This window comes from Candidatus Clostridium eludens, from assembly GCF_045310515.1.
Classification (GTDB): domain Bacteria; phylum Bacillota; class Clostridia; order Clostridiales; family Clostridiaceae; genus Clostridium_B; species Clostridium_B eludens.
Window position 1 is genome coordinate 85,052 of the sequence record NZ_JBJHZX010000013.1, and the last position, 17,727, is coordinate 102,778.

The 17,727-nt window shown below is 30.9% G+C and carries 16 protein-coding genes; all 16 read right to left on the minus strand.

Going from position 1 to position 17,727, the window contains the following annotated elements; genetic code table 11:
• The 16 genes from rsmB to ACJDU8_RS10425 all read right to left on the minus strand — a co-directional run bounded on the left by rsmB (position 1) and on the right by ACJDU8_RS10425 (position 17,724).
• Positions 1-1,332 carry a 16S rRNA (cytosine(967)-C(5))-methyltransferase RsmB gene (gene rsmB / locus ACJDU8_RS10350; protein WP_406792078.1) on the minus strand — a complete coding sequence of 444 codons (1,332 nt, stop codon included), beginning with the start codon at positions 1,330-1,332 and terminating at the stop codon, positions 1-3.
• A gap of 30 nt (positions 1,333-1,362) precedes the next feature.
• Positions 1,363-2,043 (minus strand): zinc metallopeptidase, encoded by a 681-nt coding sequence (locus ACJDU8_RS10355; RefSeq protein ID WP_406792079.1) that lies wholly within the window; start codon positions 2,041-2,043, stop codon positions 1,363-1,365.
• 19 nt (positions 2,044-2,062) lie between these two features.
• Positions 2,063-2,995, minus strand: coding sequence for a methionyl-tRNA formyltransferase (gene fmt, locus ACJDU8_RS10360; RefSeq protein ID WP_406792080.1), 933 nt, complete (start codon positions 2,993-2,995; stop codon positions 2,063-2,065).
• Between the two features lie 15 nt (positions 2,996-3,010).
• Positions 3,011-3,454, minus strand: a complete 444-nt coding sequence (gene def / locus ACJDU8_RS10365) for a peptide deformylase (RefSeq protein WP_406792081.1) — start codon at positions 3,452-3,454, stop codon at positions 3,011-3,013.
• 118 nt (positions 3,455-3,572) lie between these two features.
• Positions 3,573-5,774 (minus strand): primosomal protein N', encoded by a 2,202-nt coding sequence (gene priA, locus ACJDU8_RS10370; protein WP_406792082.1) that lies wholly within the window; start codon positions 5,772-5,774, stop codon positions 3,573-3,575.
• A 103-nt stretch (positions 5,775-5,877) separates the two neighbouring features.
• Entirely contained in the window at positions 5,878-7,068 is a 1,191-nt protein-coding gene (gene coaBC, locus ACJDU8_RS10375) for a bifunctional phosphopantothenoylcysteine decarboxylase/phosphopantothenate--cysteine ligase CoaBC (RefSeq protein WP_406792083.1), read from the minus strand.
• Entirely contained in the window at positions 7,068-7,286 is a 219-nt protein-coding gene (rpoZ, locus tag ACJDU8_RS10380) for a DNA-directed RNA polymerase subunit omega (protein WP_406792084.1), read from the minus strand. The genes coaBC and rpoZ overlap by 1 nt, the downstream gene beginning before the upstream one ends.
• Positions 7,228-7,893, minus strand: a complete 666-nt coding sequence (gene gmk, locus ACJDU8_RS10385; protein ID WP_406792085.1) for a guanylate kinase — start codon at positions 7,891-7,893, stop codon at positions 7,228-7,230. The genes rpoZ and gmk overlap by 59 nt, the downstream gene beginning before the upstream one ends.
• Positions 7,890-8,168, minus strand: a complete 279-nt coding sequence (remA, locus tag ACJDU8_RS10390) for an extracellular matrix/biofilm regulator RemA (protein WP_406792086.1) — start codon at positions 8,166-8,168, stop codon at positions 7,890-7,892. Before remA ends, gmk begins: the two co-directional genes overlap by 4 nt.
• Positions 8,169-8,183: 15 nt before the next feature.
• The gene (locus ACJDU8_RS10395; RefSeq protein WP_406792087.1) at positions 8,184-9,062 is read right to left on the minus strand and encodes a YicC/YloC family endoribonuclease; all 879 of its coding nucleotides are present in this window, start codon (positions 9,060-9,062) and stop codon (positions 8,184-8,186) included.
• A 364-nt stretch (positions 9,063-9,426) separates the two neighbouring features.
• The gene (gene spoIVA, locus ACJDU8_RS10400; protein ID WP_406792088.1) at positions 9,427-10,905 is read right to left on the minus strand and encodes a stage IV sporulation protein A; all 1,479 of its coding nucleotides are present in this window, start codon (positions 10,903-10,905) and stop codon (positions 9,427-9,429) included.
• 99 nt (positions 10,906-11,004) lie between these two features.
• On the minus strand, positions 11,005-11,979 hold the full coding sequence (locus ACJDU8_RS10405; RefSeq protein ID WP_406792089.1) for a glycosyltransferase family 2 protein: 975 nt from the start codon (positions 11,977-11,979) through the stop codon (positions 11,005-11,007).
• A 105-nt stretch (positions 11,980-12,084) separates the two neighbouring features.
• Positions 12,085-13,458 carry an ATP-binding protein gene (locus ACJDU8_RS10410; RefSeq protein ID WP_406792090.1) on the minus strand — a complete coding sequence of 458 codons (1,374 nt, stop codon included), beginning with the start codon at positions 13,456-13,458 and terminating at the stop codon, positions 12,085-12,087.
• A complete protein-coding gene (locus ACJDU8_RS10415) occupies positions 13,455-14,132 on the minus strand; it encodes a response regulator transcription factor (protein ID WP_406792091.1) in 678 nt (225 codons plus the stop codon). The genes ACJDU8_RS10410 and ACJDU8_RS10415 overlap by 4 nt, the downstream gene beginning before the upstream one ends.
• Positions 14,133-14,343: 211 nt before the next feature.
• On the minus strand, positions 14,344-16,563 hold the full coding sequence (locus ACJDU8_RS10420; protein ID WP_406792108.1) for a glycosyltransferase family 39 protein: 2,220 nt from the start codon (positions 16,561-16,563) through the stop codon (positions 14,344-14,346).
• A gap of 162 nt (positions 16,564-16,725) precedes the next feature.
• Positions 16,726-17,724, minus strand: coding sequence for an NAD(P)H-dependent glycerol-3-phosphate dehydrogenase (locus ACJDU8_RS10425; protein ID WP_406792092.1), 999 nt, complete (start codon positions 17,722-17,724; stop codon positions 16,726-16,728).
• Positions 17,725-17,727: the final 3 nt, after the last annotated feature.

The window sequence follows — 17,727 nt, forward strand, 5'->3', positions numbered from 1 at the left end:
CTACCTATGTTTTATCAATCTTGCAATAAAAAATCCATCCATATAATCATCAGGCAATATAGTTATATACCCTTCTTTATGATAAATTATATTATGAAAATCTCCGCAATATAATTTATCTAATTTATACTCAGGGTTCCTAGAAATAAACCAATCTATATTTTCCTCATTTTCCCTCTTATTTAAGGTGCAGGTAGAATATACAAGTTTTCCACCTGTTTTTACATATTTTGCAGCATTTAAAATAATACTTCTTTGTATTTCTATGAGGCCTTTCAGAGAATCTTCTTTTTTATTCCACTTAATTTCAGGTTTTTTTCTTATTATTCCAAGTCCCGAACAGGGAACATCAATAAGAACTCTGTCTGCTGTATTTTCAAGTTTTTCTACATACTTTGTGGCATCTAATTTATTACAAACTATATTGTTAACACCAAGCCTTGCCGCATTATCTTTTACAAGTAATAATTTACTTTCATATAAATCATAAGAATATATCTTTCCCGTATTTTTCATTAATTCTCCTAGGTGACATGACTTTCCTCCCGGTGCACTACAAAGATCTAAAACTGTCATATTCTCCTTAACATCCATAAAATGAGATACGAACATTGCACTCTCATCTTGTACTGTAATATACCCTTTTTTAAAAAGCGGATTTAACTCTATGTTACTACCTCTGTTTATTATAAAAGACTCTTTGCATATATTACCTTTTTTTATATCATATCCATTATCAATCAATTCATTCCACGCATGTTCATAATCAGTTCTTAAAGTGTTGATTCTTACTGTAACTTTTGGAACAAAATTTAGTGAATTCAGTATATTTTTCCCTATCTCTTCCCCATATTGATTGATAAAAAGCTCAGTCATCCATCTTGGGAAAGAATATTTAAAGCATACTTTATCTATTTCATCCCCTTTATGCTCACAAGACAACTTATTTTTATTTCTCAAATAATTTCTCAATACTCCATTTACTAACTTAGAAAGCTTAAAAGAAATATTTTTAGAAAACTCCACGGCTTCATTTACTACTGCAAATTCAGGAATTTTGTCTAAATATCTTAACTGATATATAGAAATTCTAAGCATATTTAATATATCTGCATTCATCTTTTCCAAGTCACTTTTTATAAAGCTATCTAATATACTGTCAATTGTATATTTATACTTTAAAGTACCATACACTAATTCTGTAACTAAAGCCCTATCTTTCCTGTTAAAATCAACTTTATTTAAATATTTATTTAAAACTATACTGGAATATGCATTATCACACAGTACCTTTTTAACAATTTCCACAGCTACACTTCTAGCACTATTCATACTTTACCTCTATTTTAAAATATATATTTATTAATTCCTATCTCTACTTATATATATAAGCCTGAGCAAATTAGCTATAGCAGTTAATGCCGCAGCTACATATGTCATAGCAGCAGCCCTTAAAACTGACCTTGCCCCTTCTAATTCATCAGAATAGAGTATAGCCTTTCCCTCAAGTATTTTTAATGCTCTACTAGAGGCATTAAATTCTACAGGAAGAGTTACTATCTGGAATAAAACAACCAAAGTAAATAAGACTATTCCTATACTGACAAGACTTCTAATTCCCAGAATAAATCCCGCCATAAACAATATCCAAGAAGCATTAGAACCAAAGTTAACTGCAGGTACGATGGAATTTCTAATAACAAGGGGTAAATATTTATTTTTATGTTGGATTGCATGACCTGTTTCATGAGCCGCAACTCCTATAGATGCTACAGAATTTCCATGATAGACCTCCTGTGATAATCTCATAACTCTTTTCCCTGGATCGTAGTGGTCACTTAGCTTTCCTGGTATCAACTCTACTGGTACATCATAAAGGCCACTGTTATCTAGAAGCATTCTGGCTACCTGAGCCCCTGTATATCCATTAAGACTTTTATATTTTGAATACTTATTAAAAGTAGAAGATACTCTGTACTGAGCCCAAGCTGCTACTAAAAGCGCAGGTATTAGTATAATAAAACTTTTATCTAAATAAAGCATAGTTTACACCTCCCATAGATTATTTTTCCAGTATAATATCCTGTTCTATAGAATGTCCTTTTATATATTCACTAACCTCCATAGGTCTTCCACCTGGAAATTGTATCTTCTTTATTAATATAACTCCCTCTCCACAAGCTACTTTAATTCCATCTTTAGATACATTTATTATATATCCAGCTTCTCTTTTTGAATTTTCATTTAATACTTCTACCTCATATATCTTCATATTTTTTTGTTTATATTGAGTATATGCAATAGGCCATGGATTTAAACCCCTCACAAAATATTTTATTCTTTTACTACTTAAATTCCAATTTATCTCTGCCATATTTCTATTTAGCATCTTTGCATACTCTGTAGGAGATTCTCCCTGCTTTTTTCGCTGAATTGTACCTTTCTTTAATCCCTTTAACGTTTCTATCAATAATTCTGCTCCATCTTCCATTAATATATCATGAAGCTCACCAGCAGTCATATCTTCTCCTATTTCTACGGTACTGCTTAAAAGAGTATCTCCTGTATCCAATCCTACATCCATAAACATAGTAGTATTTCCACTTTTTATTTCTCCATTTATAATACACCAATTTATAGGTGCTGCCCCTCTATATTTGGGTAAAAGGGATGCATGTAAATTAATACAGCCCATTTTAGGTATATCTAGTACCTCTTTTGTAAGCAGCTGTCCATAGGCAACCACTACTATAAAGTCCGGTTCTATTTTTTTTAAATTATCTATTATCTCTCTGTCATGTTTCAATTTTACAGGCTGATATACGGGAATATTATATTTAAGTGCCTCTTCCTTAACTGGAGAAAAGGCTAATTTCTTTCCTCTTCCTTTTGGCTTATCTGGCTGAGTAAATACAGCCGTAACTTGAAATTCTTCTACTAATCTTTTTAAAGATGGTACTGAAAAATCAGGAGTGCCCATGAAAACTACATTCATATATTAAATTCCTCCCTATTTACTCATCATTTTATCTACAAACAGTATTCCATTTAAATGATCTATTTCATGACAAAATGCCCTGGCCAATAGATCTTCTCCCTCTATTATAACTTCTTCTCCTTTTTCATTTAAGGCTTTTATCTTTACCTTTTTGGGTCTTTTCACTTCTCCCTGTACTCCAGGTATACTCAAACATCCTTCTACATCTACATAACTTCCCTCAGAATGTATAATCTCAGGATTTATAAGCTTAAGTATGCCTTCTCCTATATCTATTACTATAACTCTCTTTAAAACTCCTACCTGGGGTGCAGCAAGTCCTACCCCCTGCTCTGCATATAGAGTTTCCTCCATATCATCTAAAAGTGTAAGTATTCTATCATTTATTACATCTATTTTTCTGCTTTTTTTTCTAAGAAGATCATCTCCATACTTCACAACATTTCTCAAAGCCATACATCTTACCGTATTAAAAAACTTTATAAAATTTCAAGAAACTTTATAACTATTTTACGGTTATTCAACCCCTTTCCTATAAATATCATGATTCACTAATATTCAAACAAACTTAGCATTATAACATATTATTTGGATTTATGTCTATACTAACCCTTATATCATTATAAACATCTTTCAACAAATGATAAACTGTTTTTCTAATATTTTGTGCATTATTCAATCCTATTTTTCCCTTTAATATTATCTGCCACCTATACAATTCCTTTATTTTCGATATTTCACAAGGACATGGTCCTAGTATTGTAATTTTATCATTCTTTTCCCACATATTCTTTAAAAATATGCCAACATTTTGTATATTTTTTATTAATATATCTTCATTTTTACTACTCATATTTATAAGGAGCAGCTCCACAAATGGAGGATATTGCATATTTTTTCTTATATTAATTTCCTCTTCATAAAAGCCCTTATAATCATTACTGGCAGCACACCTTATACTGTAATTTTCAGGATTATAAGTTTGAACAATTACTTTTCCTACCTTTTCTCCTCTTCCAGCTCTTCCTGAAACTTGAGTTATAAGTTCATAAGTTCTCTCTGCGGATCTAAAATCCGGTAAATTAATAGATACATCTGCTGCTATTACACCTACAAGAGTTACATCTTTAAAATCTAAGCCCTTTGCTACCATTTGAGTACCTATTAATATATCTGCTTCTCCATTTTTAAAACTATTATATATATGTTCATAAGAATTTTTGCCTCTAGTGGTATCAAAATCCATCCTGAGAATATTAGCCTTTGGGAACAATTTTTTTACTTCCTGTTCCACTTTTTCTGTTCCTAGACCAAAATACTTTACATATTTACTAAAACATTTAGGACAAATCTTTGGTACATCACTTATACTTCCACAATAGTGACACATAAGCTTTTTCTTATCGTAGTGATAAGTGAAGGATATATCACAGTTATTACATTTAAAAACATGCCCGCATTTCCTGCAGGATACAAAAGTAGAATATCCTCTTCTATTTAAAAATAATATTATCTGTTCCTTTTTCACTAGTCTATCACAAATAGATTCATATAAGTCTTTACTAAACATAGATTTATTATTATTTACAAGTTCCTTCCTCATGTCTATAACTTCTATTTCAGGCATTTTTATTCCATTTGCTCTGTTTTCTATAGTTATGAGTTCAATTTCTCCAGTTTTACACCTATAATAAGTTTCCACAGAAGGCGTAGCCGAACCTAGTACCATCTTACAGTCATATTGGTTACATTTCATTTCTCCTATTTCTCTAACATTATATTTAGGATTGCTATCTGATTTATAGCTTCCTTCATGTTCTTCATCTATTATTATAAATCCTAGGTTTTCAAATGGAAGAAAAATTGCAGATCTTGCACCTATAGCAACCTTTACCTTACCCTGTTTTATTCTTATCCATTCATCATACCTTTCTCCTTCTGAAAGTTTGCTGTGAACTACACTAATATCTTTTCCAAATCTACCTTTAAACCTTTCAACCATTTGAGGTGTAAGTGCAATTTCAGGAACCAACACTAAAGATTCTTTCTTTTCTCTTAGGGCCTTCTCTACCAGATGCATATAAATCTCGGTTTTTCCACTTCCTGTAACTCCGTGAATTAAAAAAACTTTTTTATTTGAAGCTACTATTCTATCTACTGCACATTGTTGTTCTTCATTTAATGTTTTCTTTAGATAGTTTTCATAGTTCATTGTGTTGTATCTATTTATAATTTTCTCATCCACTAAAAGAAAGCCATGTTTTATCATAGTGTTTATAGAAGATATAGATATTTTATAATTGCTGCTTATAAAATTTTTAGTATGTATTCCATTCTCCTTTTCTACTAATTTATAAATAGTTCTATAGGGTTCTCTGTCAAAGCTCCCTTCCAGATTTTTTCCTAAAGAAACTAAATTTTTCTTTTTATTTTTCATACCCTTAAATATGCCTCTGGGTATAAATACTTTTATACATTCAAGATAAGTACATAAATATTTTTCCCTCATATTTTCTATAAGTTCCAGATCCCTTTTAGTAAAAAGAGGAAAATCATCACAAACATCAATAATTTCTTTGGTTTCTATTTGTTCTTGCTCTTTACTGTAAAGTCTTACTACAAATCCATCTAATTTTCTATTTGCCATTCCAAAAGGAACTTTTACTCTAAAACCTATATTTACTTTATTCTTTAACTTTTCCGGTATTTTATAGGTAAAAATTTTATCTAATTTTATAAAACTGTTATTTACAATTATACCTGCATATATATACACCTAATCACCCTTTTATACATAAACATCAAATAAGAGAGGTATGTTAAATCCCACTCCCTCTCAAACTATAAGCTCAATATTTTAAAATACCTAAAAAATCAAATCATCTGGACATCACTATATTAAATATTTTTCTAGCCACTTCTCTTTTGCTCATTTTATCCAAACTTACTTTGTTTCCATCACTAAACAGTATAGTCACTTTATTATCATCTGAAGAAAACCCAATATCAGTACCCGTTATATCATTGGCAACTATATAGTCTAGATTTTTATTTTTTAATTTCTTTTCTGCATTTTCAATCAAATCATTACTTTCAGCTGCAAAGCCCACCAAAATCTGCTTATCCTTTAACTGCCCTAATTTCTTTAATATATCTATATCTTTCACCAAAGATAATAAAAATTCATCCTCACTCTTTTTTATTTTCTTATCTGAATATGTTTTAGGTTTATAATCACATACAGCAGCAGCCTTTACTATTATATCCTGACTTTTAAAACCATTAAGCACTGCGTTTAACATTTCTTCATTTGTATTTACATTTATAAAGTTAACTCCAAAAGGAATTTCTATATTTGTGGGCCCTGATATGAGAGTTACTTCTGCCCCTCTATCCCTCGCTTCCTCAGCTATAGCATATCCCATCTTGCCGGAGGATTTATTAGTTATATACCTTACAGGATCTATTTCCTCTCTTGTTGGTCCTGCTGTTACCATTACTTTTTTTCCTTTAAGGTCTTTTATATCATAAAGCATACTTTCAATTACTTGTACTATAAAGTCCGTGTTTTCAAGTTTACCTGTCCCTACGTCACCACAGGCAAGCTTTCCTGTAGACGGATTTATAAATTCATATCCAAATCTCATAAGTTTATTTATGTTGCTTTGTACAATAGGATTATTATACATATTAGTATTCATTGCAGGAGCAAAAACTACAGGAGCCTTAGTAGCCATAATAGTTGTAGTTAAAAGATCATCTGCTATACCATTTGAAACCTTGCCTATTATATTAGCAGTAGCTGGAATTACTGCCAGCAAATCTGCTTCCTTGGCCAGAGAAATATGCTGTATCTCCCATGCTTTAGGTTCTTGAAACATATCAATATTTACTACATTCTGGCTTAAAGTCTGAAAACTAAGAGGAGCTACAAATTTTGTGGCAGCCTCTGTCATTATCACTTTCACTTGAAAACCTTTTTTCTTTAACTTACTAATAACATCCAGGGCTTTATAAACTGCTATTCCCCCGGTTACTCCTATAACTATAGTTTTTTCTTCATTTAACATTATTTAATACCTTCTTTTACAGTTTCATAAGTAATTAAACTTTCACTTATTTCTTTAATTGCTATGGTCACAGGTTTAGTAGAATCTATATCTACTAAAGACTCAGAACCTTCAATCAACTGCCTTGCCCTTTTAGCTGTCATAGCAACTAAAGTATATCTATTCTCTACTTTTCTTAATAAATCCACAATAGATGGATTTATCATCGAGTTGTTCATAGGTAATACCCTCCTTGGAACTTAATATTTCATCTTTAATTCTATCTACTCTACACTTTTCAGCCGTAATTATACTTTCTATCTTTTTTACTGCACTTTCTATAGTATCATTTATAACCGCATAATTATATTTTGACACATAATTTATCTCCTTATACGCTGATTTAAATCTGGTCATAAGAGATTCTGGTGTTTCACTTCCTCTTTTTATAATCCTATTTTTAAGTTCTTCCATTGAAGGTGGAAGTATAAATATAAATACTCCTTTAGGATAAGCCTTCTTTACTTTTAAAGCTCCTTGAATGTCAATTTCAAGCACTACATCTTTACCTTCATTTATAGCCTTTAAAACCTCAGATTTAGGAGTTCCATAATAATTTCCATATACCTGTGCATATTCTAGAAAACCCTTATTTTTCACTTTAGTCTTAAAATTCTCTTCAGTAAAAAAATGATAGTTTACCCCATCTACTTCGCCCTTTCTAGGGGATCTTGTGGTAGCTGAAACCGAAATCCAAAAATCATTTTTACTAATTAGTTCTTTACATATTGTACCTTTTCCGGTTCCAGAGGGCCCTGATATAACAATTAAAAGCCCTTTCTTCATTGTACCTCGACCTCACTAATATCGCTCTCTTCATCCTTAGTTGACAATCTATGTGCTACAGTTTCAGGTTGAACTGCAGAAAGTATTACATGATCACTGTCTGTTATTATAACAGCTCTTGTTCTCCTTCCATAAGTAGCATCTATAAGCATTCCCCTATCCCTTGCCTCTTGAATTATTCTCTTTATAGGGGCAGATTCCGGACTAACTATAGCTATCAATCTATTTGCTGAAACAATATTCCCAAAGCCTATATTTATTAACTTTATACCCATACATTTCCTCCTAGTTTATTCCACATTTTGTATTTGTTCTCTTATTTTTTCTATTTCGTTTTTTGTATCTAATATAATTCTTGTTATATCTAAATTTGTAGATTTTGAAGCAATAGTATTTGCCTCCCTATTCATTTCCTGTAATATAAAATCAAGTTTTCTCCCTACAGGTTCACCTGCATCTAAAGTTTTCTGAAATTGAATTATATGGCTATTTAATCTTACAATTTCTTCGTCAATACAAGATTTATCTGCAAACAATGCTACCTCCATTGCAACTCTACTTTCATCCACAGGATATTCTTCTAATAAATTCTTCAATCTTTGGAAAAGTTTGCCCTTATAATCTTTTACTACTTCTTGGGAATTACTTTCTACCTTAACTAACAAATCTCTAATATAATTACATTTTTGAAACAAATCTTTTTTAAGCTTCTCCCCTTCTCTTTTTCTCATATCCACCAGCATAGAAAGGGCATCATTTAAAGCTTTTGATAAATGCTTCCAAGTATTCTCAACATCTTCTTCTTCTTTCTTTAGTGTTATTACATCAGGAAACCTGAGCACAAGGCTTAGGGATATATTCTCTTCTATATCATATTTTTCCTTAATTTTATTAAAACATTCCACATAACTATCCGCTAGGCCTTCATCCAGCACAGCCTTCGTACCATGACTGTTATAATTTCTCTGAGTTACAATTATATCCACCTTACCTCTATTTATTCTTTGCAGGGTAGATTTTCTTATATTATCTTCTAAAGGCATAAGACTTTTAGGCATCTTAATATTCAAATCGCAATACCTATGATTTACACTTTTCATTTCCACTATAAAACTTTGATTTTGATCCTCTGCAGTACCCCTTCCAAATCCAGTCATACTTTTAATCATTACAAATTCATCCTTCCACATACATAACCTTACAAGTCCATATTTAATTATACATAAACATCAATAATAATTTCAAGATAATTTACAATAGAAGATATAAATGCCTAAATTCATATGTATTTATCTATAAATGAGATGAAAATAGAACTTTAAAACGATTATAACATAAAATATCTATAATAAAATAACAAATTAAAAATTTATTTTAATTTTCAACGGCAAGTATATAAGTGGGAGTATTAGCTAATTACAACATTCCTATAAAAAATTTAGAACTTCAGATAAGCTTAAATCTATCTAAAGTTCCTAATTTAAAGTACATAATTAATAAATTTTTAAGTACACTGATATACATAGTTAAGTATTAAAGTATGATACATATTAAACCGCCATTGCCTTCATTTATAATTTTTTGTAGAGTTTTTTGTATTTTGACCTGAATATCTTCCGGCATTTTATATAATTTATTCTGAAGTCCTTCTTTAACTAATATTTCTAAGGATTTTCCAAACATATTACTTTGCCATATTTTAGAAGGATCGCTTTCAAATTGTTCTAGTAGAGATTTAACCATTTCTTCACTTTCTCTTTCTGTACCCATAATAGGGGAAACTTCTGTTTCAATATCTGCCCTTATAAAGTGAAGTGAAGGAGCACTAGCTTTCAACTTTACTCCAAATCTATTACCTTGTTTTACTATTTCAGGTTCTTCCAGCTTCATTTCAGAAAGCTGTGGTGCCACCAGTCCATATCCTGTTTCTTTAACTTCCTTTAATGCTCCTGCTATTTTATCATATTCTACCTTAGCTTTGTGCATTTCTTTAATTATATTGATTAGCTCACTTTCGCCTTCAATTTCCTCTTCACAAACTTCACTAAGTACTCTATAATAAAGACTTTTTTTAGGCCTTAAATTAATCCTGGCAGTACCTTCTCCCATATTAATTTCCTTTACTATAGGTTCATCAATAAATTCTATGTTCTTAACACCCTGAAGTGCTCTGCCTATATCCCGAACTTTATATATAGTTTCACACATTTCTTTTACTAAATTTATAAAGTTCACCTTCAACCAGTGTAATGGCTCCATCTTTTCTATCCATTCTGGCATATCAATATTTATTTCTTTAACTGGAAATTCTTTAAGTACCCTTTGAAATACACTTGTTATATCCTCTTCCTTCATATTTAACACATCCATAGTCTGAACAGGAACATCATATTTACTCTCTAATTCCTTCTTTAAAGCTATGGTATCAGGATCATAGGGATGCTGCGAATTTAAAACTGTTATAAAAGGTTTATTTATAGCCTTAAGTTCATTTACTACCCTTTCCTCTGCCTCAACATAATCTTCTCTATCTATATCAGTTATAGAACCATCCGTAGTAATTAAAAGTCCTATAGTAGAATGTTCATTTATTACTTTCTTCGTTCCAATTTCAGCAGCTTCTTCAAAAGGTATCTCATAATCATACCAAGGAGTAGTTACCATCTTAGCTTCTTCACCATCCATATATCCCGATGCACTTTTAACTATATACCCAACACAATCTACCATTCTTATTTTAAATTTGGCACCTCCTTCTAGATTTATCTCTATAGCTTCATTAGGTACAAATTTAGGTTCTGTAGTATGGATAGATTTTCCTGAAGAGCTCTGAGGCAATTCATCTTTAGCCCTCTGCTTTTTATAGGAATTATTTATATTGGGCAATACCATAATTTCCATGAACCTTTTTATAAAAGTCGACTTTCCTGTTCTAACAGGGCCTACAACTCCCACATATATGTCTCCCTGAGTTCTTTCTGCAATATCATTGTATATATCAAAACTTTCCAAAATATGCCCTCCAATAATCTAATATTAACAGTATATATATATTTTTAGATATACCATTTTATTACTAGATCTTTTTAAGAGGTTATTATAACTCCCGTTCTATCTACCATAAGATTGAATCTTAGAATTAGTTTCTTTATAATTTACAATGTTATCTACTATATATATAGGCCTATCCTTAACTTCATCAAAGATTCTTCCAATATACTGACTCATTGTGCCTATACTTATAAGAATTAGGCTTATCATAAAAGAATTAACAGAGAGCACTACTCCCATACTTAAAACATTGATTTGATTAACTATGTTTTTAATAATTATACTAATTCCTGAAATCAAGCTTACTGTCAAAATAAAAACTCCAATATAATTTATAAATAACAGAGGTTTATAGGATAAGGAAGTTATACCGTCTAGAGCCAATTTTACCATTTTACTTAATGGATATTTTGTTTCTCCTGCAAATCTTTTTTGTCTTACAAACTCCACATAGGTCTGTTTAAATCCTACCCAACTAACAAGTCCTCTTATATATCTATTTTTTTCTGGAAGTGAACACAGGGCATGACATACTTTTTTATCAATAAGTCTAAAATCTCCTACATCCATAGGTATATCAATATTAGTCATGGATTTTAATAATTTATAGTATACCCCTGCAGTAAACTTCTTAAAAAAAGTTTCGCCTTCCCTTTTAACTCTCTTGCCATAAACTACCTCATATCCCTCTTTCCATTTTTCAATCATTTTTAAAATGACTTCCGGAGGATCCTGCAGATCTGCATCAATTACAACAATAGCATCTCCCATAGATATATTCATTCCCGCTGTTATTGCTGCCTGATGCCCAAAATTCCTCGAAAAATTAACCAATTTTATTTTGGAATCCTTTTTACAAATAAGTTCTACCTTTTTTCTTGTAGTATCTCTGCTGCCATCATTTACAAATACAATTTCATACTCCTCCTGAGTTAAATCCATAATCTCTTTAAGTCTTTTATAACTTTCTGAAACTACAAGTTCCTCATTATATAGAGGTACTACAATGCTATAAACTATTTTATCTTTAAACATCTCTACACCTCACTTAACTTTGTTTCTAAAGAAATTATAAATAATAATTGTAGTTATAATATGTAATTGTTATGTGAAATTTATGTGATAAAAAAGCAACCACCCTTACAGATGATTGCTTTTTGCTGGATATTTAATTATAAAACTTACACCTTGTTCCCTATTTACTGCTCTAATATGACCATTATAAAAATCTATTATTTTTTTTGAAATAGCAAGTCCTAATCCGAAATTCCCTTTTTTATCTTTGTACATATTATCAAATATACGATTTATATTTTTATTTTCAATTATACTTCCATCATTATAGATTTCAAGTATAGAAAAACCGGCCTGATTTTTTAAATTTATTTTTATAGTAGTCTTTGCATATCTTAGGGCATTATCCAGTACATTTTCTATAGAAACCTGTATTTTTTCCCTATCGCCTACAATAAAACTCTCACCAATGTCTAACTCCCAATTAATATTATTATTAAATACCTTAAATCTATCTACCATATTATTAATAATCCGTTGTAAATTTACAGTTTCATTTTCGACATTATTTTCTAGTATATATTCAAGGGTATTTAAATATAAAATTTGTTTAATTCTTTTTTCAAGATTTATAGCCTCTTCCTTTATTATCTCAGCTGTTTTTTCAACAGAATCTATATAAATTCCATCTATAATTGCCTCGGCATGACCCATAATAACCATAACCGGCGTTTTCAAATCATGAGATATACTTTGAAGAAACAGTTTTTCATTTTCTTCAGCATATTTTAACTTTTTTTGCATGGTATTCATAGAGTCCGCAAGACTTCCAATTTCATCGTTGTTTTTAACCTTAATAGGCTCTCCCCACTGTTTATTAGCTATTCTTCTGGTATAATTTTCTAATTCCTTCAGTGGTTTTGAAATATATGCGGCCACAAGTTTTGAAGTAAAAAAAGCTAAAATGATAAACACAATGCCTATAATAACTACATTATATAATATACTATTATCTGAAAAATATGGCATGTAGGTAATCAAATAAGATTTTTCTGAATTCTCATTTTTCATTAAACTTATAATAAAAAAGAATTTTTTATTATGGTAATACTCTTTAAACTGCTTTTGTTCATCTCCTGTATATTTAACAAAACTAACCATCCAGTTCCTCTCATCATTTTCTTCAGGTCCAGGTCCCCCATGTTTGTCAGGAGGTTTATTTATATCTATTATTTCAGTCTTTTTATCATTTATATTAACAATTAAATTTTGTACTTCCTTAAGATTTCTTAATTTATCAAAACTTAAAGGATCATTAAAATTACCATTTGTTAATAACATAATGTGAGCTGCCTTTAAATCTTCAATCTTAGCCTTTTCATCAGAGGCCCTAAATACAAATAAATATAAAAGTGAAATACAGCATATTATTACAAGAATCATAATTGTAAAAGTCATCCATATTCTTAACATTAAAGATCTTATTTTAAATATCTTCATGATCTTACAACCAATTTATAACCATATCCATATACCGTTTCTATGGTTAATCTATCTGCCTTTTTTCTAAGTCTTCTTATAGTATCATCTACTACCCTATCTGAACCAAAATAATTATTTCCCCATACATTCATTAAAATTTGTTCTCTTGATATTAAATTATTCTTGTTTTCAATAAGATAGTTTAATAGTTCAAATTCTTTGTTGGTAAGCTGGAGTTCTTCCCCTTTAAAAAAAACTATTCTTTGATTTTTACTGATTAAATATTCTCCCAGCTTTACATCTGTACTTTTACTATGATCCTTATTGCCATAAATTCTCTCCATAAGTTTATTAGTTCTTATAACTAATTCTCTTGGTAGAAATGGTTTAGATAAATAGTCATCACTACCAAGTTCCAGACCTACCACCCTATCCAATTCTTCATTTCTTGCAGACATAAATATAACAGGAGTATCTTTATTATTTTGCTTTATGTATTTAATTAACTCATAACCATCTATATCAGGAAGCATTATATCCAGTATCCAAAGGTCTGGCATATCCTTTATCCTGTCTTTTGCACAACTTCCATTAAAAAAAGTTGTAACATCATATCCCTCATTTTTAAGATACTTTTCAAGCAAAATATTTAAACTATGTTCATCTTCCACTAAATATATTTTTTTAGCCAACGTTATCACCTCAACTTAAATTGGCTAGGCATCTGAAAATTAATAACTAGTTAGTTATAGATACTTTAACCCCCCTATTTTATCATATTCTTTAAAAACTGTCACTAACATTGCCTACATCTTTTAATTTATCTACTTTAATTACCACTCTTCTCAAAGTATCCAAAAATAAATAACCAGTCAAAATGACTAGTTATTTATTAAAATATAACTATAAACTATCGGTATAAACTTTCAAGTCATATAATTGTTTTTCAGAGTCTCTGCCGCCACCTCCAGCTTGATTATTTGAGTTTTTATTACCATCTGTACTATCAGTTGACTTAGTGACAGATTCACTAGAATTACTATATTCACTTGCGGAAACAACTTTTCCATTTTTCTTAACCCAATTCATAATTTCACTGCTAGAGTTCCCGCCACCAGTGCCTCCAACCATTACATATCTTATTTCTCCATTCTTAACCATTTGTTTAAATTCATCAAGGGTAACTATTTTATCGCTGCCTAAAAATCCTCCCAGAGACATTACAGATTCTCCACTATTAATTATTATATCTGCAGCATCATTAGATGATGAAACCACAAGCAGATATTTTTCATTGGTTTTATTTTTTAATAAAAATTCTATAAGTTTTGAATTGCTGCTATCCATATTTCCCTGTTGAGTTCCCTTAGAACTTCCCTGAAATTTAGAATCAGACTGTTTGTTTGTGGATAAGAGCTCCAGACCTGCCGCTGGAGTAGATCCGCTTAACTTATTAAATATTACAGTAGAAGATCCTACAAGTGGAGTTATTAAAAGCCCTATAAGTGACAAACTCACTAAGATTTTCTTTAATTTAATAAGCTTACTCTGATTAAATTCATTGTTTTTCATATAAACTTCTTTATTTTTCATAAAGTTTAATATGGCAAGTATTATAGAAGGTACCAAACATAAAACTACTATTAATGCCATTAATATCTTTACAATACTTGAATAACTATTAAAGTAATAAGCTACCAATAGCTGGACACCTCCATTAACAGCCAGTGCTGCAGGTAAAAACCAGCATTTCCATCCACCTTCTTTATAAAGTTCCCACATTGAAATAATTCCTATTCCCGCAAGTGCTGCAACTGGCGGTGCAAGCATAGTTAAATAATAAGAGTGGAATGTGCCTGTATTGAAACTGAAATATATAAATACAGGTAAAAACCATATAAACCACAAAATTAATGCCTGTTTTCTCTTATTATCTAACTTAAATTTCAATTTTTCTTTAATAGATGCAGCTATAAATCCAAATATGGCAAGTGGTATAAACCAGCATATTTGATCTGAAAGTGTATTTTTTGAAAACAATCTTGTAATTCCTGCTGTAGTTTGACCTCCAAATGTACCAGACTGAACTCCTTGGGTACTTCCGCCTCCAGGTCCCTGACCACCGCCTGGACCACCATTCATTTTTCCACTGCCATTTGGAGCACTGCCAGTCATACCTTCATTATTGTTTGGAGGACTTCCTGGAAATTGACTTTGAGATTCACTTGAACTAGATTGAGATGTTTCAGAGGTAACTTTTGAACCATCTTTAGACTGCCCCATAGCTTGTCTATTCCCTCCTGGTGTACCTCCGCCGCCTTTATTAGATGAATTACCAAGTGATATCCTCTCCATTCCATTATGACCTACTATAAGTTCCATAACTGTATTATTTGTACTACTGTCTACATAAGGTCTGTTTGCAGCAGGTGTAGAATCAACAATTAATGCCCATGACAACGAAACTGCCAAAAGTACAAAAGTACTTACTACAAGATGAAGTATTCTCTTCTTAACTGAAACATTTGTAGAAAGAAGATATGTTATATATAACGCAGGCGCTATCATATAAGCTTGAAGCATTTTTATATTAAACCCCAATCCTACTAGTACCATACTTATTATAAGATATTTAAACTTCCCTTTTTCTGCTGCTATGGAAAGTGCCAGACATGCAAATAATAAAACCATCACAAGCAGATTATCTATTGTATTATTTCTGCTTACAGCTACAAATACTGGAGTTACTGCAAGACATAATGCAGAAATAAGTCCTGCTATACTGCCAAAAGCTCTTTTAACAATAAAATACATTAATATAACGGAAATTACCCCCGCCAGAGCTTGAGGCAAAATTATACTGATACCGCTAAAGCCAAACATTTTAGCAGATATAGCCTGAATCCAAAAACCCAAAGGCGGTTTATCGATAGATACAAAACCTGCCGGATCGAAAGATACGAAAAAGAAATTTTTAAAATTCATAGTCATGCTTTTTATGGCCGCAGCATAATACGAATTCCCATAGCCTTCTATACTTAAATTTGCAAAATTTAATATAGCAGAAAGTATTACAATTAGTATTAGTGCAATATTTTGTTTGGTGAATTTTATTCTGTTCACTAATTTTATTTTATTCATTAGACTTCACTCTCCCTTTTTACCTACATTCATTCACAATGTGAGGTTATACTATGTAAAAAATTATAACCTCTGTTTGTTGTGCAAATATCAAAAATCTATGTGAAGTTTATGTGATTGTAAGTAATTTAAAGAGAGCATATATTAATATATTTCACTTTTTTTATCTCTGCTCATTAGTTCATATACAGTATATTTAGGATCTTTTCCTTGAAATAAAATTTTATAAAGTGCATCTGTTATAGGCATCTGTACTTGTAATTTTTCTTTTAATCCATAAAAGGCATTGCATGCTTTTATGCCCTCTACCACCATGCCTATTTGATCCACTGCTTCTTTCACCGGTATTCCCTGACCTATAAGAATACCCGCTCTCCTATTTCTGCTGTGGATACTTGTACAGGTAACTATAAGATCTCCTATACCTGTAAGTCCCGTGAAAGTTTCTCTCTTTCCTCCAAGCTTTTCACCAATTCTCATTATTTCTGCAATACCTCTTGTCATAATGGCAGCCTTTGAATTATCTCCATATCCTATTCCATCTGAAATTCCTGCAGCCACTGCAATTATATTTTTAACAGCACCTCCAATTTCCACCCCTATAATATCTTCATTAGTATAAACTCTGAATTTTTTTGTCATAAATACATCTTGAATTTTTTTTGCATATTCCATTTCTTTTGAAGATACAACTACTGTAGTTGGTATGTCCCGTGCTACTTCCTCTGCATGACTTGGTCCTGAAAGTACTACTACTTTATTGTTTGGAAGTTCTTCTTTAATAACCTCAGAAAGTCTTTTTGTACTCTCCTCTTCTATGCCTTTTGCTATATTTACAATTATTTGATGCTGGCTTATGAAACTTTTAAAATTTCTACAAATTTCTCTCACCGCCTGGGAGGGTACTGATAAAACTAAAATATCACTTTTTTGTATAACTTCTTTTACGTCACTAGAAGCCTTTACTTCTTCTGGAATCACTATACCATGGAGATACTGTATATTTTCTCTCTTTACATTTATATCTTCCACTATACTGGCTTTTCTATCCCATAGTTTTACGTCTATTCCTTTCTTTGCAAGCATTACTGAAAGAGCGGTTCCAAAACTACCTCCTCCTAAAAAAGATACAGATAGACACATAAG